Source organism: Nocardioides sp. P86, assembly GCF_023712465.1.
GTDB lineage: Bacteria > Actinomycetota > Actinomycetes > Propionibacteriales > Nocardioidaceae > Nocardioides > Nocardioides kribbensis.
Map to the genome: position 1 here is coordinate 725,014 of NZ_JAMAYE010000001.1, position 22,941 is coordinate 747,954.

20 protein-coding genes are annotated in these 22,941 nt (G+C 75.5%); 3 read left to right on the top strand and 17 right to left on the bottom strand.

Annotation, left to right across the window (positions count from 1 at the left end):
• Positions 1–39: 39 nt before the first annotated feature.
• The 6 genes from M3673_RS03365 to M3673_RS19055 form a co-directional block, all read right to left on the bottom strand.
• Positions 40–999 (bottom strand): ABC transporter ATP-binding protein, encoded by a 960-nt coding sequence (locus tag M3673_RS03365; RefSeq protein WP_251531524.1) that lies wholly within the window; start codon positions 997–999, stop codon positions 40–42.
• 28 nt (positions 1,000–1,027) lie between these two features.
• On the bottom strand, positions 1,028–2,173 hold the full coding sequence (locus M3673_RS03370; RefSeq protein WP_251531532.1) for an iron ABC transporter permease: 1,146 nt from the start codon (positions 2,171–2,173) through the stop codon (positions 1,028–1,030).
• Positions 2,170–3,150, bottom strand: coding sequence for an iron ABC transporter permease (locus M3673_RS03375; RefSeq protein WP_251531539.1), 981 nt, complete (start codon positions 3,148–3,150; stop codon positions 2,170–2,172). The genes M3673_RS03370 and M3673_RS03375 overlap by 4 nt, the downstream gene beginning before the upstream one ends.
• A gap of 281 nt (positions 3,151–3,431) precedes the next feature.
• The gene (locus M3673_RS03380; protein ID WP_056862313.1) at positions 3,432–4,520 is read right to left on the bottom strand and encodes a branched-chain amino acid aminotransferase; all 1,089 of its coding nucleotides are present in this window, start codon (positions 4,518–4,520) and stop codon (positions 3,432–3,434) included.
• A gap of 172 nt (positions 4,521–4,692) precedes the next feature.
• Complete coding sequence (locus M3673_RS03385) at positions 4,693–5,790, bottom strand: 3-isopropylmalate dehydrogenase (protein WP_251531548.1); 1,098 nt, start codon at positions 5,788–5,790, stop codon at positions 4,693–4,695.
• Between the two features lie 10 nt (positions 5,791–5,800).
• Positions 5,801–5,926: a hypothetical protein gene (locus tag M3673_RS19055; RefSeq protein WP_264674828.1), complete on the bottom strand. Its 126-nt coding sequence runs from the start codon at positions 5,924–5,926 to the stop codon at positions 5,801–5,803.
• 450 nt (positions 5,927–6,376) lie between these two features.
• Between M3673_RS19055 and M3673_RS03390 the strand changes: the two genes are divergently transcribed.
• A complete protein-coding gene (locus M3673_RS03390; RefSeq protein WP_251531550.1) occupies positions 6,377–6,946 on the top strand; it encodes an O-methyltransferase in 570 nt (189 codons plus the stop codon).
• A gap of 19 nt (positions 6,947–6,965) precedes the next feature.
• Here M3673_RS03390 and M3673_RS03395 read toward each other — a convergent pair whose 3' ends face one another.
• The gene (locus M3673_RS03395) at positions 6,966–7,661 is read right to left on the bottom strand and encodes a hypothetical protein (protein ID WP_251531558.1); all 696 of its coding nucleotides are present in this window, start codon (positions 7,659–7,661) and stop codon (positions 6,966–6,968) included.
• Between the two features lie 61 nt (positions 7,662–7,722).
• Here M3673_RS03395 and M3673_RS03400 point away from each other — a divergent pair, with 61 nt between their 5' ends.
• Positions 7,723–9,237 carry a PLP-dependent aminotransferase family protein gene (locus M3673_RS03400; protein ID WP_251531560.1) on the top strand — a complete coding sequence of 505 codons (1,515 nt, stop codon included), beginning with the start codon at positions 7,723–7,725 and terminating at the stop codon, positions 9,235–9,237.
• Positions 9,238–9,259: 22 nt separating this feature from the next.
• Here the strand turns inward: M3673_RS03400 and serA are convergent, their stop codons facing one another.
• Positions 9,260–10,846 carry a phosphoglycerate dehydrogenase gene (gene serA / locus M3673_RS03405; protein WP_251531562.1) on the bottom strand — a complete coding sequence of 529 codons (1,587 nt, stop codon included), beginning with the start codon at positions 10,844–10,846 and terminating at the stop codon, positions 9,260–9,262.
• 308 nt (positions 10,847–11,154) lie between these two features.
• Here serA and M3673_RS03410 point away from each other — a divergent pair, with 308 nt between their 5' ends.
• A complete protein-coding gene (locus M3673_RS03410; protein WP_251531564.1) occupies positions 11,155–12,813 on the top strand; it encodes an ABC-F family ATP-binding cassette domain-containing protein in 1,659 nt (552 codons plus the stop codon).
• On the opposite strand, the gene M3673_RS03415 is transcribed toward M3673_RS03410, so the two are convergent.
• From M3673_RS03415 to M3673_RS03455, 9 genes are all read right to left on the bottom strand, one after another.
• Positions 12,792–13,769, bottom strand: a complete 978-nt coding sequence (locus M3673_RS03415; RefSeq protein ID WP_251531573.1) for a triacylglycerol lipase — start codon at positions 13,767–13,769, stop codon at positions 12,792–12,794. The two genes, M3673_RS03410 and M3673_RS03415, sit on opposite strands and share 22 nt — an antisense overlap.
• A gap of 125 nt (positions 13,770–13,894) precedes the next feature.
• Positions 13,895–14,608 carry a DsbA family oxidoreductase gene (locus tag M3673_RS03420; protein ID WP_251531582.1) on the bottom strand — a complete coding sequence of 238 codons (714 nt, stop codon included), beginning with the start codon at positions 14,606–14,608 and terminating at the stop codon, positions 13,895–13,897.
• A gap of 150 nt (positions 14,609–14,758) precedes the next feature.
• Positions 14,759–15,787, bottom strand: a complete 1,029-nt coding sequence (ilvC, locus tag M3673_RS03425; RefSeq protein WP_308196087.1) for a ketol-acid reductoisomerase — start codon at positions 15,785–15,787, stop codon at positions 14,759–14,761.
• A 52-nt stretch (positions 15,788–15,839) separates the two neighbouring features.
• Positions 15,840–16,394, bottom strand: a complete 555-nt coding sequence (ilvN, locus tag M3673_RS03430; RefSeq protein ID WP_056862306.1) for an acetolactate synthase small subunit — start codon at positions 16,392–16,394, stop codon at positions 15,840–15,842.
• Positions 16,391–18,145, bottom strand: coding sequence for an acetolactate synthase large subunit (locus M3673_RS03435; RefSeq protein WP_056904648.1), 1,755 nt, complete (start codon positions 18,143–18,145; stop codon positions 16,391–16,393). The genes ilvN and M3673_RS03435 overlap by 4 nt, the downstream gene beginning before the upstream one ends.
• Before the next feature lie 753 nt (positions 18,146–18,898).
• Complete coding sequence (locus tag M3673_RS03440) at positions 18,899–19,711, bottom strand: 4a-hydroxytetrahydrobiopterin dehydratase (protein WP_251531584.1); 813 nt, start codon at positions 19,709–19,711, stop codon at positions 18,899–18,901.
• Positions 19,708–20,124, bottom strand: coding sequence for a VOC family protein (locus M3673_RS03445; RefSeq protein WP_251531586.1), 417 nt, complete (start codon positions 20,122–20,124; stop codon positions 19,708–19,710). Before M3673_RS03445 ends, M3673_RS03440 begins: the two co-directional genes overlap by 4 nt.
• A 129-nt stretch (positions 20,125–20,253) precedes the next feature.
• Positions 20,254–21,495: an FAD-binding domain-containing protein gene (locus tag M3673_RS03450; protein WP_251531589.1), complete on the bottom strand. Its 1,242-nt coding sequence runs from the start codon at positions 21,493–21,495 to the stop codon at positions 20,254–20,256.
• A gap of 357 nt (positions 21,496–21,852) precedes the next feature.
• Positions 21,853–22,860, bottom strand: coding sequence for a S66 peptidase family protein (locus M3673_RS03455; protein WP_251531591.1), 1,008 nt, complete (start codon positions 22,858–22,860; stop codon positions 21,853–21,855).
• Positions 22,861–22,941: the final 81 nt, after the last annotated feature.

Here is a 22,941-nt window from a genome sequence, read left to right on the forward strand (position 1 = left end):
TAGGTAAGGCTCACCTTACATGATCGGACCGGCGGTGCGTCACCCCCGGTCCGCGCCCCGGACCTCGGACCGCTCGCCCGGGTGGATCGCGGGGCGCGCAGCCCGCGCGGCCGCGCGCCGACCGACCGGCACGACCATCGGCGAGCCCGTGATCGGGTCGGGCACCACCTGCGCGCGCAGCCCGAAGGCTCGCTCGACGCAGTCGGCGTCGAGCACGTCGGCGGGGCTCCCCTCGCACAGCAGCCGCCCCTCGTGCATGACCACCAGGTGATCGGCGTAGCGGGCCGCGAGGTTGAGCTCGTGCAGCACCATGACCACCGTCGTGCCGCGCTGCTCGTTGAGCTCGGCGAGCAGGTCGAGCACGTCGACCTGGTGGGCGATGTCGAGGTAGGTCGTGGGCTCGTCGAGCAGCATGATGCGGGGGTCCTGGGCCAGCATCATCGCCACCCACACGCGCTGGCGCTGACCGCCCGAGAGCTCCTCGACCCGGCGGGCGGCCAGCTCGTGGGTGTCGGTGAGGGCGAGCGCCTCGGCCACCGCGTCGGAGTCGGCGGCGCTCCAGCGTCGGAAGGCGCCCTGATGGGGGTGGCGACCGCGGCCGACGAGGTCGGCGACCGTGATCCCCTCCGGCGCCAGCGGCTGCTGCGGCAGCAGCCCCAGCACGGCGGCGACCTCGCGCGGGCGCACCGAGCGCAGGTCGCGCCCGTCGAGCTCGACCCGGCCGGCCGCGGGAGTCAGCAGCCGGCCGAGGCCGCGCAGCAGGGTCGACTTGCCGCAGCCGTTGGCCCCGACGATCACGGTGACCCGGCCGGGCGGCACGGCGAGGTCGACGCCGTGCACCACCGTGCGCTGGTCGTAGGCCAGCTCGAGCCCGCGGGCCACGAGCCGGACCGGCGCGTGGAAGGCACCGCTCGCCGGGCCCGCGTCGGAGGCCTCGTCGGGTCCGGCCGGACCGCCGCCGAGCGGGCGGTCGAGGGGGGATGTGGTGGTGCCGGTCATGCGGGATCTCCTTCTCACGACGTCCGGCTCACGCGGTCCGGGTGCGTCCGCTGGCCATCAGCCAGATCAGGTAGGGGCCGCCGACGGCGCCGGTGACCACACCGACGGGGACGGCCAGGTCGGCGGGCAGGAGGTGCTGGGCCACGACGTCGGCACCGACGACGAGCACGACCCCGACGAGGGCCGCCTGGAGCAGGGCCAGCGAGCCGTCGCCGAGGAGGCGGCGCGCGACGGGGGCGGCGGTGAAGGCGACGAAGGCCACGGGGCCGGCGGCGGCGGTCGCCACGCAGGCCAGGGCCACTCCCAGGGCGATGACCAGGGCGCGCACCACCTCGGGGCGGATGCCGAGCCCGGCGGCCTGCTCGTCGCCGAGCAGCAGCAGGTCGAGGCCCCGGGCCACCAGCACGACGAGCGGCACCAGCACCCCGAGGGCCACCCCCAGGGTCACGACGAGGCCCCAGGTGGCCTGGGCCAGGCTGCCGGTCATCCACAGCAGCGCGGCCTGCGCCTCGTTGACCTCGCTGCGCGTCAGCAGGTAGCCCACCACGCTGCTGCAGACGTAGGCCACGCCGATGCCGGCGAGCACGAAGCGGTGGCCGGTCATGCCCTGCCGCCACGCCACGGCGTAGAGCAGGAGGCCGACGAGGGCACCGCCGACCAGCGCGGAGGCGGAGACCGCGGCACCGGTGGCGCCACCGAGCAGCAGCGCGGCCACGGCGCCGGCGCTGGCGCCCTGGGAGATGCCGATGACGTCGGGGCTGGCCAGCGGGTTGCGCAGCACCGACTGGAAGAGCGCCCCGGCCAGGCCGAAGGCCAGCCCGACCAGCACCCCGAGCACGAGGCGGGGGGCGCGCAGGTCGACCACGACGAAGCGGGCGGCGAGGTCGTCGTCGCTGCCGACGAGGGCGCCCACGACCTGGCCCACCGAGAGGCGGAAGTCGCCGAGCATGAGGGCGAGGGCCGAGAGGGTGAGCGCGACGGCGGCCAGGGCCACGGTCACGACGGCGCGCCGGCGCCGGCGCCGGCGACGGCCGGCGACCAGCCCGCGGCGCGCGACCTCGACCGGGCCCGGCGACGACGCGTCGGGCGCGACCCGGCCCGCGGTGGCGCCGGACGGGCCCTGCGGCCGACCTGCGGAGGCGGGGCCGGTGCGCGCGGTGGACGGGGCGCTCACGCCGCCACCGCCTTGGAGCGGCGCACGAGCGCGACGAGCACGGGGGCGCCGATGACCGCGACGACCAGACCGGCCTCGACCTCGCCGGGGCGGGCGACGAGACGGCCGACCACGTCGGCGAGGAGCAGCACGACCGGGCCCAGCACGGTGGAGAGCACCACGATCCACCGGTAGTCGGGGCCGACCACCGCGCGCGCGACGTGGGGCACGACGAGCCCCACGAAGGCGATCGGGCCCACCAGGGAGACCGCGGACCCGCACAGCAGCACGACCGCGGTCACCACCAGCAGGCGGCCCCGGGTGACGTCCTGGCCCAGCCCGCGGGCCACGTCGTCGCCGAGCGCGAGCGCGTTGAGCACGCGCCCGGCGGCCAGCGCCAGGGCGAGCCCGACGAGGACGAAGGGCAGGACGGTGGTGAGCACGTCGAGCGGGCGGTTGGCCAGCGACCCGACCTGCCAGAAGCGGTACTCGTCGAGGGTGCGGCGGTCGGTGAGCAGCACGACGGTGATGACCGAGGTGGCCGTGGCGGTGAAGGCGGCGCCCACCAGCGCGAGCTTGACCGGGGTGACGCCCTCCCAGCCGAGCGAGGCGGCGCCGTAGACGACGAGCGCGGCGACGGCGGCACCGCCGAAGGCGAAGGGGAGGTAGGCGGCGGTCGAGGCCACCCCGAGTCCGGCGATGGCCGCGACCACGGCGAGCGAGGCGCCGGCGTTGATGCCGAGGAGTCCGGGGTCGGCGATGGGGTTGCGGGTGACGCCCTGCATGAGCGCTCCCGCCGCGCCGAGCGCGGCGCCGGCGGCGAGGCCGATCAGGGTGCGCGGCACCCGCAGGTCGCGCACGACGAGGTGGTCGTTGTCACCGGCCACCGGGTCGACCAGAGCACGCCACACCTGACCCGGGGCCACGTCGCGCGCCCCCCACGCCAGGCTCGCGAGGGCCACCACGGCCACGAGGAGCAGCAGGACGACCAGCGCCACGACGCCGCGCAGGGTCGTGCGGGGCGCCCGCGGGCCGTCCTCACGACGCTCCCCGCCACCTCGACCCTGCGGCGGTCCCTGGGGGGCGTGGGGCGCTGTGCCGGTCTCCGCGACGACGCTGATGGCTCGACCCTCCGCCGGTGCCCGCGCCGTCTGCGCGAGCGACTTAGGTAAGGGTAACCTCACTCCGCAGTGCGCGGCCAGACCGGTGCCCGCGTCGCGGACGCCGTGCCCGCCCCGACCGGCTCCCGGCCGGAACGCCCGCAGCGGCCGGCCGGTCCTCAGACGATGCGGTGCATCCAGCCGAAGGTGTCCTCGGCGCGACCGAACTGGACGTCGACGAGGGCCTGCCGCACGGCGGTGGTGACCTCGCCGGCCTCGGCGGCGCAGGGCACCTCCCCGCCGTCCCACTTGAGGGCTCCGACGGGGGTGACCACGGCGGCGGTGCCGCAGGCGAAGATCTCGGTGATCTCGCCGCTGGCGACGCCCTCGCGCCACTCGTCGATGGAGAACCTGCGCTCCTCCACGACGTGGCCCATCTCCCGGGCCAGCTCGATGATGCTGGCGCGGGTGATGCCCTCGAGGATCGTGCCGGTCGCGGGGGTGACGATGCGTCCGTCGCGGTGCACGAAGTAGAGGTTCATGCCGCCGAGCTCCTCGACGTAGCGACCCTCCTGGGCGTCGAGGAAGACGACCTGGTCGCAGCCCTGGGCGATCGCCTCCTGCTGGGCGACCAGCGAGCTGGCGTAGTTGCCGCCGGTCTTGGCCGCGCCCATGCCGCCGCGGCCGGCGCGGGTGTACTCCTCGGTCAGCCACAGGCTGACCGGCTTCACACCGCCCTTGAAGTACGCCCCGGCGGGGCTGGCGATGACCATGAAGGTGACGTGCTGGGCCGGGCGCACGCCCAGGAACACCTCGGAGGCGAACATGAACGGTCGCAGGTAGAGGCTCTTCTCCCCCGCGCCGGGCGCGGTGGTGTCGGGCACCCAGCGCTGGTCGACCTCGACGAGGGCGTCGACGGCCTGCACGAAGTCGGCGGGGTCGAGCACCGGCAGCGCGAGGCGGTGGCTGGAGCGCGCCATGCGCTTCGCGTTCTCCTCGGGACGGAAGGACCAGACCGAGCCGTCGGCGTGACGGTAGGCCTTCATCCCCTCGAAGGTCTCCTGCGCGTAGTGCAGCACCGCCGAGGCCGGGTCGATGCTCAGCGGCGCGTAGGGCTCGATGCGGGCGTCGTGCCAGCCGGCCTCGGGGGTCCACTCCACGGTGAGCATGTGGTCGGTGAAGAAGTTGCCGAACCCGGGGTCGCCCAGGATGCCCGCGAGGCGCGCGTCGTCGACGGGGGTGGACGTCAGGGTGGTGCTGATCTGCATGGGGCTCACGGTAGTCGACCTCGGTGGTGGGGCCCGGCGCGGTGTGGGCGGCCGCGGCGGGCGGGACGGGCTGGGACGGGGCGGGGCGACGTACGACGCGGTCGTGCGGCCCCGGTGACGCGCGGACGCCTCCCCCCGGTCGGGAGGAGGCGTCCGTGAGCGGTGGGGCCGGTCAGCCGCCGACGCGTGCGGCGATCGCGTCGCCGACCTCGGCGGTCGGGCGCGAGCCGGCGCGCTCGGCCAGGTCGGCGATCACCGCCGCCTCGATGACGGCGGCCGCCTGCGGGTGCCCGAGGTGGTCGAGCAGGAGCGAGGCGGAGAGGATCGCCGCGGTGGGGTCGGCCTTCTGCTGGCCCGCGATGTCGGGCGCGGAGCCGTGCACGGGCTCGAACATGCTGGGGGCGGTCCGGTCGGGGTTGACGTTGCCGGAGGCCGCGAGGCCGATGCCACCGGTGATGGCGGCGGCCAGGTCGGTGACGATGTCGCCGAAGAGGTTGTCGGTGACGATCACGTCGAAGCGCGCGGGGTCGGTGGTCAGGAAGATCATGGCCGCGTCGACGTGCATGTAGTCGACGGTGACCTCGGGGAACTCCCGGGCGACCTGCTGGGTCAGGCGCCACCACACCGCGCCCGCGTGCACGAGGACGTTGGTCTTGTGGACCAGGGTGAGCTTCTTGCGGGGCCGGCGCTGGGCGCGGGCGAAGGCGTCGCGCACGACGCGCTCCACGCCGAAGGCGGTGTTGACCGAGACCTCGGTGGCGACCTCCGCCGGGGTGCCGACGCGCAGGGCGCCGCCGTTGCCGGTGTAGGGGCCCTCGGTGCCCTCGCGGACCACCACGAAGTCGACCTCGCCGGGGTGTGCGAGGGGCGACGTCACGCCCGGGAAGATCCGGGAGGGTCGCAGGTTGACGTAGTGGTCGAGCTCGAAGCGCAGCCGCAGCAGCAGGCCGCGCTCCAGGATGCCCGGGGGCAGGTTCGGGTCGTTGGGCTTGCCACCGACCGCGCCGAGGAGGATGGCGTCGTGCTGGCGGATCTCGCCGAGCACGGATTCGGGCAGCACCTCGCCGGTGGCGAGGTAGCGCTCGGCGCCGAGGTCGTAGTGGGTCTGCTCGAACGTCACTCCCGCGGGGGCGACCACGTCGAGGACCTTGAGGGCCTCGGCGGTCACCTCCGGCCCGATGCCGTCGCCGGGGATGACGGCGAGGCGCACGGTGCCGGTGGCGGGCCCGGAGGGTGCTCCGGAGGTGGGGGCGGCGTTCGGGTCGGTCATGCGCGGAAGGCTAGTTGTCGTCGGGCCGCTCGCCCCCGTCGTCCCGCTGGTCGAGCGAGCGCTGGAGGGCCTCGCGGCTGCGGGGGTTCTCGGGGTCGTGGCTGGCCGGTCCCCACTCGGGGTACATGTCGTACATCGGTGTCTCCTTCGGTCCTGGGTTCGTTCCCGGGCTCGTTCCCGGGTCGTGACCCGGTCGGTCGCGCCGACCGGCGGGCGCCGGCCGACGGCGGTGGCGCCGTGCGGCTCGCGGCACGGCTGGAACGACGACACCCCGCACGGGCGGGCGGGTCGGCTCGCGGATCGCACGAGGGACGGGCCGTGCGGGGGGCGGGTCGCGCGTGGCGCACGGGCCGACCGGCAGGGACGTCATCGATCCAGCAGTGCCGAGAGACCACGTGCGACGACCACCGCGGCGAGGTGGCCTCTCTGAGCAGATCTACTGCTGGGCCCCGCCGCGGCGCTCGATGAGTACGAGGATGCTCCGCATGGTGCGACCACGGTAGCCCCGCATTCCGGACGCCGGCCACCGCTTTCCGGAATCCGTCCGCGATCCGAGACGACCGTCCCGCAGTGGGAGACTCGGCGCATGAGCGCCCCTCCCGACCTTCCCGACGTGGTCGCCCGCGCGTTCGCGGTCTCGCGGCGCGCGGGGTACGTGTCGTTCTGCCGCAACGAGACCGGCCGGCTGCTGGCGACGCTCGCCGCCACCCGCTCCGGCACGATGGCGGAGTTCGGGACCGGCTGCGGGGTGGGCACGGCCTGGCTGCGCTCGGGGGTGCGCGACGACTCCACCCGGATCGTCACCGCCGAGCTCGACCCCCGCCTGGCCGGCGCCGCCTCCGAGATCTTCGTCGACGACGGTCAGGTCGAGGTGCTGGCCGCCGACTGGTCGACCCTGCTCGACAAGGGCCCCTTCTCGCTGCTCTTCCTCGACTCCGGTGAGCCCACCGAGGTCGGCGTCGACGCCGTGGCCGACCTGGTCGAGGCCGGCGGCATCGTCGTCCTCGACGACTTCACCCCCTGCGAGGTCTGGCCGCCGATCAGCTACGGCCGCGTCGACACCCTGCGCGAGCAGTGGCTCACCGACCCCCGCTTCACCACCGTCGAGGTGATGGTGGCCTCCGACGCCTCCACCCTCATCGCCACCCGGCGCTGAGGCTCCGGCCCGCCGGACCTCAGGAGCCGCCTGCGGCGGGTCCGCGGGCGGGGTCGAGGCGCAGGTCGACCGTGAGGGACGGCAGCATCGCCTGGGTCAGCGGGCCGATCGCGAGCGCGTAGAGCACCGTGCCGAGCCCGAGCACCCCGCCGAGGGCCAGGCCGAGCAGCACGACGCTCACCTCGAGCCCGGTGCGCACCAGCCGCAGCGACAGCCCCGTGCGGCGGCTCAGCCCGGTCATCAGCCCGTCGCGGGGACCCCGACCCAGCTGGGCGCCGATGTAGAGCGCGCTGGCGAAGCCGCACAGCAGGACGCCGCCGACCATGAGGGCGGCGCGGGCGGCCCAGCCGTGCGGCGCCTCGAGCAGGGCCAGCGTGGCGTCGGCGGAGAGGCCCACCACGACGGCGTTGGCGACGGTGGCCAGGCCCGGCACCTCGCGCAGCGGCACCCAGGCGAGCAGCAGCAGGAAGCTCACCGCCACGATCACCTGGCCGAGGGTGAGCGGCACCAGGCCCGCCAGCCCCGAGTGCAGCACGTCCCAGGGGGCCAGACCCAGGTCGCCGCGGACCATCATGGCCAGCGACACGCCGTAGAGCACGAGGCCGACGGCGAGCTGGGGCAGCCGGCGGCCCAGGCGCCCCGCCCGCAGCTGGGCGACGGGTCCGAGGTCGGCCAGGGCGGGTCGGGGGCATCGCGGGGCGGTGGTCGTGGGCACCACCCCAGCCTGCGCCCGATTGGCCTGTGGACAAATAGCCAATCGTGGGACAGTGGTCTGCATGACCCAGGCCACCTCCGTCCGCAGCGCGGCCCACAGCGCGACCGGTGCGCGGCGCCCCGACCCGGGCCCGCTGCCGCTGAGCGCCACGACCGTGTCGGCCTCGCGCCTGGCCGCGCTCGTGGGCGGCTTCGACCGCTCCCCGGCCTACCTCGGCCTCGCCGACGCCCTCACCCTGCTCATCGGCGACGGCCGCATCGGCTACGGCACCCGGCTGCCCAGCGAGCGCGACCTCACCGAGGCGCTGGCCGTCTCGCGCACCACCGTCACCCGCGCCTACGCCGCGCTGCGCGAGACCGGCTTCGCCGAGGCCCGGCAGGGCGCCGGCACCTTCGCCCGGCTGCCGGGCGGGCGCGGCCGGGCCCACGACCGCGCCCTGCTGCCCGGCCCCGACGACGCCGAGGCCCTCGACCTCAACTGCGCCGCGGCCAGCGCGCCGCCGGGCCTGGCCGCCGCCTTCGCCGAGGCCGCGGCACTGCTGCCGGCCCACCTCGGCGGTCACGGCTACTTCCCGGCCGGCATGCCGGCGCTCCAGGCCGCGATCGCCGCGTCGTACGCCGCACGGGGCCTGCCCACCGACCCCGCGCAGGTGCTGGTCACCCCGGGTGCGCTCTCCGCGGCCGCGATCGTGGCCCGGGCCTTCGCCGGGCCGGGCTCACGGGTGCTGGTGGAGTCGCCGGTCTACCCCAACGCGACCGGCGCCATCCGCAACGCCGGCGCCCGGCTGGTGCCCTGCCCGGTGGACCCCGACGGGTGGGACCTCGACGCCGTCGCGAGCACCCTGCGGCGCAGCCGCCCGGCCCTGGCCTACCTCGTGCCCGACTTCCAGAACCCCACCGGCCTGCTCATGGCCGACGAGGAGCGCGAGCGCTACGCCTCCCACCTGCGCGCCGCGGGCACGGTCGCGGTGGTCGACGAGGCCCACCAGGCCCTGGCCCTCGACGGGCACGCGATGCCCGCACCCTTCGCCCTGCACTCCCCCGACACGATCACGCTCGGCAGCGCCAGCAAGTCCTTCTGGGGCGGGTTGCGGCTGGGCTGGATCAGGGCACCTCACCACCGCGTGGAGGCCCTCACCCAGGCCCGCCTCGTGCTCGACCTCGGCTCCCCGGTGATGGAGCAGCTGGTGCTGACGCGGCTGCTGGCCGGAGGGCCGGTGCTGCCCGAGCACGTCACCCGGCTGCGCACGCAGCGCGACGCGCTCGCGGCGTCGGTGCGCTCGCGCCTGCCCGGGTGGCGCTTCCGCCTGCCCGGCGGTGGGCTGGCGCTGTGGTGCGAGCTGCCGGCGGCGCGGGCCAGCGCCCTGGCCGACGAGGCCGAGCGACGCGGCGTGCTCGTCGCGCCCGGCCCGGTCTTCGCCGCCGACGGCGGCCTCGACCGCTTCGTGCGGCTGCCCTGGTCGCGCCCGGCCGCCGAGCTCGACGACGCCGTGGCCCGCCTGGCCGAGGCCTGGGACGTCGTGGCCCGCGGCCGCGGCCGCTCCCACACCGCCCGCGACCGCGTCACCGTCGCCTGAGGCCCACCTCGCCCGGGCGTCCTCAGGTGAGGTCGACGGCGCGCACGGAGACCGCGTCGATGGCGCGCCCCATGGCGGCGAGCACGTCGGCGGGCACGGCGGAGTCGACCGAGAGGGCGACGAGGGCCAGGCCCCCGGGGGCGTCGCGGGAGACCTGCATGCCGCCGATGTTGACGCCCGCGTCGCCGAGCACCCGCCCGACGGTGCCGACGACGCCGGGGCGGTCGGCGTAGGTGAGGAAGGCCAGGTGGTCGGTGGGCTCGATGTCGAGGGCGTAGCCGTTGACCTCCACGAGCCGCTCGCGCTGGCCGATGCCGACCAGGGTGCCGCTGACCGAGACCGTGGCGCCGCCCGCGAGGGTGCCGCGCAGGGTGACGAGGTTGCGGTGGTCGGGGCTCTCGGGGTCGACCACGAGGCGCACGGCGGTGCCGCGCTCGGCGGCCAGCAGCGGGGCGTTGACGTAGGAGACGGTCTCCTCGGCGATGTCGGTCAGCACGCCCTTGAGGGCGGCGAGCTCGAGCACGGTGACGTCGTGGTCGGTGATCTCGCCGCGCACCTCCACGTCGAGGCTGGCGGCGGCCTCGCCGGCCAGCGCGCTGAAGATCCGGCCCAGCCGCTCGGTCAGCGGGATGCCGGGGCGCACGTCGTGGGCGATGACGCCGCCCTGCACGTTGACGGCGTCGGGCACCAGCTCGCCGGCAAGCGCCAGGCGCACCGACAGGGCGACCGCCAGCCCCGCCTTCTCCTGGGCCTCGTGGGTGGAGGCGCCGAGGTGCGGTGTGGCCACGACGCCCGGCAGCCCCAGCAGCGGGCTGGCCGTGGCCGGCTCGTGCTCGAAGACGTCGAGGGCCGCGGCGGCCACCCTTCCCTCGACGAGGGCGTCGTGGAGCGCGGCCTCGTCGACGACGCCGCTGCGCGCGGCGTTGACGACGATGACTGAGGGCCGCACCAGCCGCAGCTCGGCCTCCCCGATCAGCCCCATGGTCTCGGGGGTGCGGGGCAGGTGCACCGAGACGACGTCGGAGTCGCGCAGCAGGGTGGCGAGGTCGACCAGGCGCACGCCGACCTGGGCGGCGCGGCCGGGCTGGACGTAGGGGTCGTAGGCCAGCACCTTCATGCCGAAGGCCGCGAGGCGCTGCGCGACGAGCACGCCGATGCGGCCCAGCCCCACCACGCCGACGGTCTTGTCGTAGAGCTCGGTGCCGGTGAAGCTCTCCCGCTCCCACCGGCCCTCCCGCAGCGCCTCCTGGGCCGGTACGACGCACCGGGCGGCGGCCAGCAGCAGGCCCACGGCCAGCTCGGCCACCGAGACCGCGTTGGAGGTGGGCGCGTTGACGACGACCACGCCCGCGTGGGTGGCGGCGCGCACGTCGATGGTGTCGAGGGCTACCCCGGCCCGGGCGACGACCCGCAGGCGGGGCGCGGCCGCCAGGACCTCGGCGTCGACCCGCGTCGCGGAGCGCACGACGAGCGCGGAGGCGTCGGCGACCTCGCGGAGCAGGCGGGCGCGGTCGGTGCCGTCGCAGGTGCGGACCTCGACGTCGGGGCCCAGGGCCTCGAGGGTGGCCGGGCTCAGCGGCTCGCAGATCAGGACGACGGGCTTGCTCACGAGCGGTGACCTCGCTGGTCCTCGACGGGGCTCCCCGTCGCGTGGCCGCGAGGGACGCGGGCCGCCGGGGCGGTGCGCGGCGCGGTCGCGGGACGACGGCGGGGACGGGACGGTGCACGACGCTGTGCGGCAGGCACCCTACCGGCCGCGGGCGACGGGAAAGCGGTGGCACCGCGCCACCGCGGCGACCTACCGTGGACCCGCCCCATCCCCTCCCCCACGGCAGGTCCGGTTGCTCCTCTGAGGCCCACGTCCCCGCGTCGGCGAGCCCCGCTCGCCCGCGATCCGTCACGTCCTCAGGAGGCCCCGTGCCCGCACCCACCCCTCGTCCTCTCTCCCCGCCGCCGGACCCGGCGCCCGCGATCCGGCTGGCGGGGGTCGTCCACACCTGGCCCGACGGCACCCCCGCCCTTGGGGGCGAGGTGCCCCTCGACCTCGCGGTGCCCCCCGGCCGCTCCGGCCTGGTCGGGGCCAACGGCTCGGGCAAGTCCACCCTGCTGCGGCTGGTGGCCGGTGAGCTGACGCCCACCTCCGGTCACGTCGCGGTGCGCGGGGAGGTCGGGCTGCTGCCGCAGGACCTCACCCTCGACGTCGGCGCGGCCGTCGCCGACGTGCTCGGCGTCGGGTCGGTGCGGCGCGCGCTGCGCGAGCTGGAGGCCGGGGCCACCGACGAGCGGGCGACCCGGCTGGTGACCGAGATCGGCGACGACTGGGACCTGCCCGACCGCGCCGAGGCCGAGCTCGACCGCCTCGGGCTGCCCGCCGGGGTGCTCGGGCGCCGCCTCGGCGAGCTCTCGGGCGGCGAGGTGGTGCGGCTCGGGCTGGCGCGGCTGCTGCTGCGCCGACCCGACGTGCTGCTGCTCGACGAGCCCACCAACAACCTCGACGCCGCCGCGCGGCGACGTCTCGGCGAGGTGCTGGCGTCGTGGACCCGGACCCTGGTCGTGGTCAGCCACGACCGCGCGCTGCTCGAGCAGGTCGACCGCGTCGGCGACCTCCGCGCGGGGCGGGTGCGGTGGTACGGCGGCGGATGGTCGGCCTACGCCGCGCAGCTGCGCGCCGAGCAGGAGGCCGCCGCGGCCGCCGTCGCCTCGGCCCGCTCGGAGCTGCGCCGCCAGCGGGCCGACCGGGTCGAGGCCGAGCGCGTGATCGCCCAGCGCCGGCGCCAGGGCGCGCGCGCCGCCCGTGCCGGTGGCATGGGACGCGCCGAGATCGACTACCAGCAGAACCGATCGGAGCGCTCGGCCGCGGGCTACCGCGCGGTCCACGAGGGGCGCCTCGAGGACGCCCGTGCTCGGCTCGAGGAGGCCGAGCGCCGGGTCCACGACGACACCGCGGTCAGGGTCGACCTGCCCGCCACCGAGGTCCCGCGGGGGCGGCGCGTGCTCGACACCGCCGGGCTGGTGCTGCGCACCGGCGCCGCGGTCGACCTCGCCGTGCACGGCCCCGACCGGGTCGCGGTGGTGGGGCCCAACGGAGCCGGCAAGACCACCCTGCTGCACACCGTGGCCGGGCTGCTGCCGCCCGCCGCCGGCGCGGTGTCGACGTACGTGCCGACGGCGCTGCTGCCGCAGCGCCTCGACGTGCTCGACCCCGCCCGCACGGTGCTCGACGGGGTGCTCGACCGCTCACCGGGCGCCGACCCGCACGAGGCACGGGCGCGGCTGGCGCGCTTCGGCTTCCGCGGCGACGCCGCCGGGCGCCCGGTGGGGGTGCTCTCCGGCGGGGAGCGCTTCCGCGCGACCCTGGCGGCCCTGCTGCTGGCCGACCCGGCGCCGCGGCTGCTGCTGCTCGACGAGCCCACCAACAACCTCGACCTGGCCGCCTACGACGCCCTCGTGAGCGCGCTGGGCGCCTTCCGGGGGGCGCTGGTGGTGGTGAGCCACGACCCGGCGTTCCTCGACGACGTCGGCGTGGACCGGGTCGTCGACCTGGCGGGGGCGCCTCAGAGCAGCGGCGGGGAGTAGACGCAGAGGGAGCGGGCCGTGGAGGGGTCGAGCCGGTTCTTGACCAGCCGCACGACGTTGGGCGAGTAGCTGATGCTGAGGTGGTCGCTCTGGTCGAGCGGGCAGCGCGACTGGAGCAGGATGTTGGTGACGCCGGGGTCCTTGAGGAAGGCGTTGCGGTAGGGCGTCACGACGTTGTCGAAGAGGGTCTGGATGACGGTGTAGCGCACGCCCGGCACCGTGTCGCCGCCCTGGTTGAGCCGGGCCAGGAAGTCCGAGCCCTGCCGCTGCTGCGGGATCGCGGGCGCCGCCAGGCCGACGAGCCCCTCGCCGCCGGGGAGCGCGGCGACCAGCGGGAGCACGCCGAAGAAGGTCGTGCCGTAGTTGCTCGACGACAGTCCGATGAGCTGGTCGACCTCGTCGGCGCCGCCGAGGAAGCGCAGGTAGTAGCGCGGCATCATCCCGCCCTGCGAGTGCCCGACCAGGTCGACCTCGGCCGCACCGGTGGCGGCCAGCACCCGGTCGACGTACGCCGAGAGCTCCTGGGCCGACGCGGCGATGTCCGAGAGGCCCCGGTAAGGCGTGCGGGTGTAGCTGCCGTAGTCGAGGGCGAAGACGCAGTAGCCGGCCGCGGCGAGGTCGGGGGCCATCTGCGCCCAGTTGTCGTAGCGGTTCTCGACCGTGCCGTGGACCAGCACGACCGGGCGCGGGTGGGCGGCGCTGGGACGGCAGGTCCAGTCGTTGGCGCCGGGCGGGTCGAGGTCGGGCAGCAGGTTGCTCAGCAGCAGCGCGGCCGGGAACGACGTCAGCCGCGGCCCGACACCGCTCTCCCGCGCCGCCGCCGTCGCCCCCGTGGCCGCCGTCGCCGACGGGCCGGGGTCGGCCGCCGCTGCGGGCGGCCCACCGGCGAGCGCGGCCCCCAGGGCGGTCGTGGCGAGCAGGGCGGCGAGGGCGCGCAGCGGCGAGCGTCGGGTCACCCGCCGACCGTAACCGCCGTCACACCGTCGGGGCCACACCCGTCCACCGGGACGGGTGGGCGGGGCCCGTCGCCGGACAGCGCCGGCCGGCGCCGGCCGGCGCCGGCCGGCGCCCGACGTGTGGGTCAGAGCGCGCACCCGTCGGGCCCGCAGGCCTCCCCCGCCTCGCCCGCGCCCACGACCTGCAGCGGCGGGTGGGCCTCGGTCCAGGCGGTGCGCAGAACCTGGGCGAAGACGTCGGCCGGCTGGGCGCCGGAGATGCCGTAGCGCCGGTCGACGACGAAGAACGGCACGCCGGTGGCGCCGTAGGCCCGGGCCTGCTCGACGTCGGCGGCGACCTGCTCGGCGTGGGCCTGCCCGGCGAGGACCTCGCGGGCCGGCCCCTCCTCGAGTCCGGCGGCCCGGGCCGCGGCCACCAGCACGTCGTGGTCGCCGACGTCCTCGGCCCGGCTGAAGTACGCCGCGAGCAGCTCCTCCTTGAGCGCGCGCTGCTGCGCGGGCCCACCGACGGCGAGGGCGTGGTGCAGCAGCCGGTGGGCGTCGACGGTGTTGGTGTGCACGGTGTCGAAGAGCCGCAGCTCCAGGCCCTCCTCGGCGCCGGTCTCGACCAGCGAGGCGACCATCTGTCGCATCTCGTCCTCCGGGCGGCCGTACTTGCGCGCCAGCTGCGGCAGGGTCTTCTCGTGGCCGTGGTGCGGCGCGGAGGGGTCGAGCTCGAAGGAGCGGTAGACCACCTCGACCTCGTCGGCGTGCTCGAAGTCGGCCAGCGCCGACTCCAGCCGGCGCTTGCCGACGTAGCACCACGGGCACACGACGTCTGACCAGATCTCGATCTGCATGCCTGCCCCAACGGCCCCGGGGCACGGGGCATTCCGCGCGCGGGGCGCGCCGCGTCACGTCACGGGCGGCCGTACGCCACGAGCCGGCGCCCCGGGTGGGGCGCCGGCTCGGCGGGTGCTGCGGGAGCGGTCCCGGGAGGGACCGCCGGGTCAGCGGGCGGAGGTGCCCTCGACGTAGTCGGAGTCGTGGCTCTTGACCCAGGCCATCAGCTTGCGCAGCTCGCGGCCGGTGGACTCGATCGGGTGCGCCTCGCCCTTCTTGCGGAACTCGGTGAACTCCGGCGAGCCGTTGTCCATGTCGGTGATGAAGCGCTCGGCGAAGGCGCCGTTCTTGATGTCGGCGAGCACGTCCTCCATGTTCTTCTTCACCTCGGGCGTGATGACCCGGGGGCCGGAGACGTAGTCGCCGAACTCGGCGGTGTCGGAGACCGACCAGCGCTGCTTGGCGATGCCGCCCTCGTACATCAGGTCGACGATGAGCTTGAGCTCGTGGAGGCACTCGAAGTAGGCCACCTCGGGCTGGTAGCCGGCCTCGGTGAGCACCTCGAAGCCGTACTGCACCAGCTGCGAGGCGCCGCCGCACAGCACGGCCTGCTCGCCGAAGAGGTCGGTCTCGGTCTCCTCGGTGAAGGTGGTCTTGATGCCGCCGGCACGCAGGCCGCCGATGGCCTTGGCGTAGGACAGCGCGAGGTCCCACGCCGAGCCCGAGGCGTCCTTCTCGACGGCGACGAGCACGGGCACGCCGCGGCCGTCGACGTACTCGCGGCGCACGAGGTGGCCGGGGCCCTTGGGGGCGACCATGAAGACGTCGACGCCCTCGGGCGGGGTGATGTAGCCGAAGCGGATGTTGAAGCCGTGGCCGAAGACGAGGGTGTCGCCCTCGGTGAGCGCCGGGGCGATCTCCTCGGCGTAGAGCTTCCGCTGGTGCTGGTCGGGGGCGAGGATGACGATGACGTCGGCCTCCTCCGCGGCCTCGGCGGGGGTGAGCACGCGCAGGCCCTCGGCCTCGGCCTTGGCCCGGCTCTTCGAGCCCGGCTGCAGGCCGATGCGGACGTCGACGCCGGAGTCGCGCAGCGACAGCGAGTGGGCGTGGCCCTGGCTGCCGTAGCCGATGACCGCCACGCTCTTGCCCTGGATCAGGGACAGGTCGGCGTCGTCGTCGTAGAACATCTCAGCCACGGGGGCTTCTCCTTCGGGTTGGTTTCAGTGGAGGTGCGTCGGGGGCGCCGGGTCAGACCGCGGCGGGCGGAGCGGGGGTGGCGACCGGGCGCAGGCTGCGCTCGGAGATGGAGCGGGAGCCGCGGCCGATGGCGACCATGCCGGACTGCACGAGCTCGCGGATCCCGAAGGGCTCCAGCACGCGCAGGAAGTCGGCGATCTTGCCGGCGTTGCCGGTGATCTGCACGGTGAGGGCGTCGGGGGCCACGTCGATGACCTTGGCGCGGAACAGCTGCACGGTGTCGAGCACCTGGCCGCGGGTCTCCGCGGTGGCGGCGACCTTGACCAGCACCAGCTCGCGGTTGACCGAGGCGCCCTGGTCGAGCTCGACGATCTTGATCACCTCGACCAGCTTGTTGAGCTGCTTGGTGACCTGCTCCAGCGGGGAGCGCTCGACGTCGACCACGATCGTCATCCGCGAGATCTCCGGGTGCTCGGTGGGGCCCACCGCGAGGCTGTCGATGTTGAAGCCGCGGCGGCTGAAGAGCCCCGCGATGCGGGCCAGGACACCGGGCTTGTTCTCCACCAGCACCGACAGGGTGCTGCGGGAGTCGGCGTGTGCGCTCACAGGTCGTCCTCGTCGAAGTCGGGCGCGAGGTCTCGCGCGTACTTGATGTCGTCGTTGCTGGTGCCGGCGGCGACCATCGGCCACACCATGGCGTCGCGGTGCACCCGGAAGTCCACCACGACGGGCACGTCGTTGATCTCCATGGCCTTCTCGATGGTGGCGTCGACGTCGCCGGGGGCCTCGCAGGACAGGCCGACGCAGCCGTAGGCGTCGGCGAGCTTGACGAAGTCGGGGATGCGCACCGGGCCGCCGTGGCGCTGGAGGTTGGTGTTGGAGTAGCGCTCGTTGTAGAAGAGCGTCTGCCACTGGCGCACCATGCCGAGCGACTCGTTGTTGATGATCGCGACCTTGATCGGGATGCCCTCGATCGCGCAGGTGGCGAGCTCCTGGTTGGTCATCTGGAAGCAGCCGTCGCCATCGATCGACCACACGGTGGTGTCGGGCATGCCGACCTTGGCGCCCATCGCGGCCGGCACCGAGTAGCCCATGGTGCCGAGGCCGCCGGAGTTGAGCCAGGTGTTGGGGTGCTCGTAGCCGATGAACTGCGCGGCCCACATCTGGTGCTGGCCGACGCCGGAGGTGTAGATGGCCTCGGGCCCGGCGATCGAGCCGAGCCGCTCGATGACGTACTGCGGCGAGAGGCTGCCGTCGGTGGGCAGGTCGTAGCCCAGGGCGTACTTCTGCTTCACCCCGGCCAGGAACTGCACCCACTGCTCGTAGTCGCCGGTCGTGCCGGCGTCGCTCTCGGCGGTGAGCGCCACGACGAGGTCGGAGATCACCTCGCGGCAGTCGCCCACGATCGGGACGTCGGCGTGGCGGTTCTTGCCGATCTCGGCGGGGTCGATGTCGGCGTGCACGACCTTGGCGCCGGGGGCGAAGGAGTCGAGGTTGCCGGTGACGCGGTCGTCGAAGCGGGCACCGAGGCTGATGATGAGGTCGCTCTTCTGCAGCGCCGCGACCGCCGCCACCGTGCCGTGCATGCCGGGCATGCCGAGGTGCTGGGGGTGGGAGTCGGGGAAGGCGCCGCGGGCCATCAGGGTCGTGACCACCGGCATGCCGGTCAGCTCGGCCAGCACGCGCAGCTCACGGTGGGCGCGGGCGCGGATGACGCCGCCGCCGACGTAGAGCACCGGGCGGCGGGCCTCGAGCGCCAGGCGCGCGGCCTCGCGGATCTGCTTGGCGTGCGGCTTGGTCACCGGGCGGTAGCCGGGCAGCTGGAGCTCGGTGGGCCAGCGGTAGTCGGTCATGGCCTGCAGCGCCGACTTGGCGACGTCGACCAGCACCGGTCCGGGGCGACCGGTCGAGGCGATGTGGAAGGCCTCGGCGACCTTCTGCGGGATCTCGGCGGGGTCGGTGACCAGGAAGTTGTGCTTCGTGATCGGCATCGTGATGCCGCGGATGTCGGCCTCCTGGAAGGCGTCGGTGCCGATCATCGAGGCCCCGACCTGGCCGGTCACGGCGACTAGCGGCACGGAGTCCATGTGGGCGTCGGCGAGCGGCGTGACCAGGTTGGTCGCGCCCGGGCCCGACGTGGCCATGCAGACCCCGACCCGCCCCGTCGCGGCGGCGTACCCCTGGGCGGCGTGGCCGGCACCCTGCTCGTGGCGCACCAGGATGTGGCGGATGGAGGAGTCCATCAGCGGGTCGTACGCCGGGAGGATCGCGCCGCCGGGGATGCCGAAGACGTCGGTCACGCCGGCCGCCTCCAGCGACTTGATCAGGCTCTGCGCACCCGTCACCTGCTCGCTCATGCCTCTGTGCCCCTTGCTCCTGTGTGGCCCGCGGGGGGCCGGTGTGTGGCTCGTGGAAGGTGGCCCCGGAGGGCCGTGCCGCCTGGACCTGCGCGCTGGATCCGCCTGCCGGTGCTGCGTGCTGGATCTGGCGTGCCGCTCGTGGTCGCCTCCGGTGTGCGAGGCACAAAAAAGCCCCCCGGCCCGAGGGCGACGAGGGGTGACACGTGGACTTCGACCGGGTGTGGTGGTCTCAGCTCACGCGTCGCGTGCGTACAAGAAGGTCCTGGCGCATGCTGACCACGGTAGCCCGTGGCCTCTCTCCCGTCACCACACCCTGCCACCCCGTCCCACGATGCGGGACGGCGGTCCCACATCGTGGTCGGGCGGAGGGTGCCGATCGGCTGGCGGGGTGTGCGTGCTGCTGGGTGCGGCGTGCGCGATCACGCAATTGCGCCGGTTGCGCGGTCCGGAGGCGGGCCGGCTGCGCTGACTGCGCAAAGCTCCCCGCCACCGTCCCGCCCGCCCACGCAATTGCGCCGGTTGCGCAGTCGTGCGGCGGCGCCGGCTGCGCCGACCGCGCAAAGCTCCCTGCCACCGTCCCGCCCGCCCACGCAATTGCGCCGGTTGCGCAGTCGTGCGGCGGCGCCGGCTGCGCCGACCGCGCAAAGCTCCCCGCCACCGTCCCGCCCGCCCACGCAATTGCGCCGGTTGCGCAGTCGTGCGGCCTGCCCGGCCTCGTGGGTGCCCCTCCGGCGGGCGGCCGGGCGGGACTCAGGCTTCGTCGGCGGGCGGGGCGGTGGCGGAGCCGTCGCGGCCCAGCCAGGTGCAGACGCAGGCGTGGTTGCCCTCGGCGTCGGCGAGCACCCAGAAGGCCGGGGCGTAGCCGTCGTTGACGAGGGTGCCGCCCGCCTCGACCGCGACGCGCACGCGCTTCTCGGCCAGCTCCGGGGGCACCGTGACGTCGAGGTGGAAGCGCTGGCCGGACGTCCCGGCGCGGTCGGCGTTCCCGCCGTCGGACCCGGTGGCGGCACTGTCGGTGGCCCCGTCGGCGGCCCCGTCGGCGGCGCTGTCGGTGGAGCGCTGGAACCACAGCGCCGAGCGGCCGTCGCCGTCGAGCACCTCGTCGTCCTTCCCGGCGCTCGGGTCGAGGCCGAGCACGGCGGCCCAGAAGGGCTTGATGCGCGACGGGTCGGGGGTGTCGAGGGCCCACTCGAGGGCCTGCACCTCGTGCGGCGCCGGCTCGGCGCCGACCTGGCCGGCCAGGTCGGTGATCGTGGCGGCCAGGCGCAGGTCGCGGCGGGTGATTCCGCCGACGTCGTGGCTGGAGAGCACCACGTCGACGTGGGGGTAGCGCAGGTCGACGTCGGGGTGGTGGTCGACCGCGTCGGCCGCGTCGGCGATCGCGGCGACCAGGCGGGCGCCGGTGGAGAAGTCGCCGGTGCGGAAGCGCGCGTGGAGGCGCCCGAGGACGAAGCGCCACTCCTCGAGCAGGGCCTCGGCCACGTCGTGGCCGGTGAGCACCTGCTTGTCCGGGTCGGTCTGCTGGTCGTCGGTCGTGTCGGTCTGGGTCGTGTCGCTGCTCATGGGAGGACCTCCTGCCCGATCGGCCCGGGGTTCCAGGCGATCTCCCAACGGTAGCCGTCGGGGTCGGCGAAGTAACCGGTGTAGCCGCCCCAGGCGCGCTCCTGCCCAGGGTGCACCGGGTCGGCGCCGGCGCCGCGGGCGGTGGCGAGCACGGCGTCGACCTCCTCGCGGGTGGCGACGTTGTGGGCCAGGGTGAGCGGCGCCAGGCCGGGGCCGCCGGCGAGCGGCCCGACCTCGGCCTCGAAGGCGCGGCGGTCCCACAGGGAGAGCACGACGCGGTCGGCGACCTTGACCATCAGCACCTCCCCCTCGACGTCGAGGGCGGCGCGCCAGCCGAGACCGTCGAGGTAGAACCGTCGGCTCGCGGCGAGGTCGCGCGCGGCCAGGGTCACGAAGCTGAGTCGCTGGTCCATCCGCCGACCCTGCCAGAGGGCACCGCCCGGGGCCATGGCTCGCACGGCGCGGCCGGGGACGAGCCGGGGGGCGTCCCGCACGAGGTGGTCGCCTCCGACGGCACCCGCCCGGACCGGGGCCGGGTCGGGTCAGGCCCGCACGCCCTTGCGCCACGACGAGAAGGACCGCACCGAGGCGCGCCGCGGACGCACCAGCCACGGCCAGGGGTGCACCTCCGCCGGCTCCAGCGCCGCGGCCCGGCGCGCCCAGCCGGGCACCGGCGCGTGGGTCGTCGCGAGCGAGCGACCGGCCAGCTCCTCGACCACGTCGCCCCGGCGTACGTCGAGCCTGCGGCCCCCGCCGAGCTCGCCCAGGGTCTCGGCGAGGAAGACCAGCCGCTTGCCCGAGAGCCGTAGCGCGCGCAGCAGCGGCTCGTCGAAGACGAACACCGCGGGCCGCTCGGGGTCGGCGGCCAGCGCGGGGTCGGTGTCGCCGAGGGACTCCGCGGTGAGCCAGACCTCCTCGGCCCCGCCGCCCTCGACCGACTCGGGGCCGGCCGGGATGTCGCCGGGGCCGAGGTCGGGGGCGCCGGGCCCCTCGACCCGCGCGCCGGTGGAGGCCTCGGGCCAGTCCTGCACGGGGCAGGCGGCCTTCAGCGGGCACGAGCGGCACAGCTGCGGCGCGCGCTTCTCGACCTGCCAGCGGCTGAAGCCGTAGGGCTTGCCGCTGCCCGTGCCGGTGGTCCACTGCCAGCCCAGCCGGTTGGCGGCGCGCGAGCCGTCGAGCAGGTGGGCGAACATCGCGTCCTCGCCGTCGCGCCAGGCCGCACCCTCGCGCACGGCCCACTGGGAGGCCAGCCACATGCGGGTCTGGTTGACCAGCCATCCGTCGTCGTGGAGCTCACCGACCACGGCGTCCATGCACGCCATCTCGCGCGGCCAGGGGTCGCGGCCGTCGGCGGGCAGGGGGCCGGCGGGCTGCTCGTGACGCAGCGGACGGCCCAGGGCGGGCCCGACGCGGGCGTAGAGGTGGCGGGCGTACTCCTGCCACAGCAGCTCGTCGCGGTACTTGCGGCGGTCGCGCTCGGGGGCGTCGCCGACCGCCGACCACACCGCGGGCAGCGGGGTGAGCCCATGGCGGATGTAGGGCGACATCCGGCTCGCGCCGCGGCGCCCCACGGGCAGCACCGTGCTGCGGGTGCGGGCGTAGCCGGTGATGTCGAGGGCCGCGAGCGCGGCGTCGGCGGCGCCCTGCCCGCCGGTGAGCGCTCCGGCGCGCACCCCGTCGGGGCCCTCGAGGGTCAGGTCGCCGAGGTGGGCCGCGACCCACGCGACGACGTCGTCGCGGGTCGCGCCGTCGGCGAGGGACGGGGGCGGCGGGAGGCTGGGCACCCCCTCAGCATCGCCCGCGCCACCGACACCCGGGTCACCCTCGGGGCTCCGGTCGGCCCGGGGCGGCTCGTGCGGGTGGGGTCGGGTCGGGTCGGGTCGGGTCGGGTGGTGCGCGCGTCATGCGAGAGGTGGATGCGCATCCACCCGTCGTATGACGTACCGCAGCAGGCGGCGGGGCGGGCGGCTGGGCGGGCCGGCGGGCGGGCCGGCGGGTCGCGCCCCCGGCGGCGAGCGTCATGCGCACCGTGGATGCGCATCCACCCGTCGTATGACGTCCCGCGGCGGCGGGCGGGCGGCTGGTCGCGGGCGGGCGGCGGGGCGGGTCGCGAGCGAGGTCTGGGGCGGGCGACCGTGCGCTCAGGCGAAGGTCTGGACGAGGGTGCGGTCGCCGGTGTCGACGTCGGCGAGGGCGCCGTTGACGAGCGGGAGGAAGGGCTGCACGTGGCCGATCTCCACGTCGAGGACGACCGGGAGGTCGAGCATCCCGAGGGCGTCCTTGACCGCCTCGGCCTGGGTCAGGTGCTCGGCGGCGGGGGCGGAGGTGCGCCCGACGAGGATGCCGGTGGCGTGGTCGAACCACCCGGCCAGGCGCAGGCCGTGCAGCGCGCGGGCGACGTCGTAGGCGCCGTGCTCGGCGGCCTCGACGTAGACGACGAGGCCGTCGTCGGCGTGGGCCTCGCCGAAGCCGCGCACGTCGGCGTACGCCGTGCCCGCCAGTGGGCTCAGCACCTCCAGGCAGCCGCCGACCAGGCGCCCGGAGAAGGAGGCCTCTCCCCCGCCCAGCAGCGACCAGCCGCCCTCGTCGGACAGGGTCATGTGGTCGACGCCGGGCTCGGCGACGTAGTCGTCCCAGCCGTCGGCGCGGTAGCGGCCCGGGCTCGTCTGGGTGAGGGGGCCGGTGGCGGAGGCGACGTCGACCCAGTGCAGCAGACCGTCGGGGGCGGCGTAGGGGGTGTCCATGAGGTTCCAGCCGTGCAGGGTCGCCCAGCCCAGCCGGGTGGTGAGCGGCAGCAGCACGGTGTCGAGGTCGCTCCACCCGACCACCCAGGTGGGCTCGGCGCGCTCGACGGCGGCCCAGTCGAGCTCCTCGAGCAGGTCGATGGCCAGCTCGCCGCCCCACGGCGGCACGACGGCGCGGATCGCGGGGTCGGTGAGCATCGCGCCGAGCTCGGCCGCGCGCCGGGCGCGCGGGGCGGAGGTGACCGACGAGCCGTCGAGGCAGTCGCCGAGCACCACCTCGAAGCCGCGCTCGCGCAGCGAGGCCACGGCGGCGTCGAGGCGCGGGCGCAGCGGGCCCGCCACCCCCGAGGAGGGAGCGGTCACGCCGATCGTGTCGCCGGGCCGCAGGGGCGTGGGGTAGCGCATGGCCTCACCCTGCCACGCGGCCCGACGAGCGCCCTGCGGGCGGGGCGAGCGCAGCGCGGGAGGAGCGGCTGCCGTACTCAC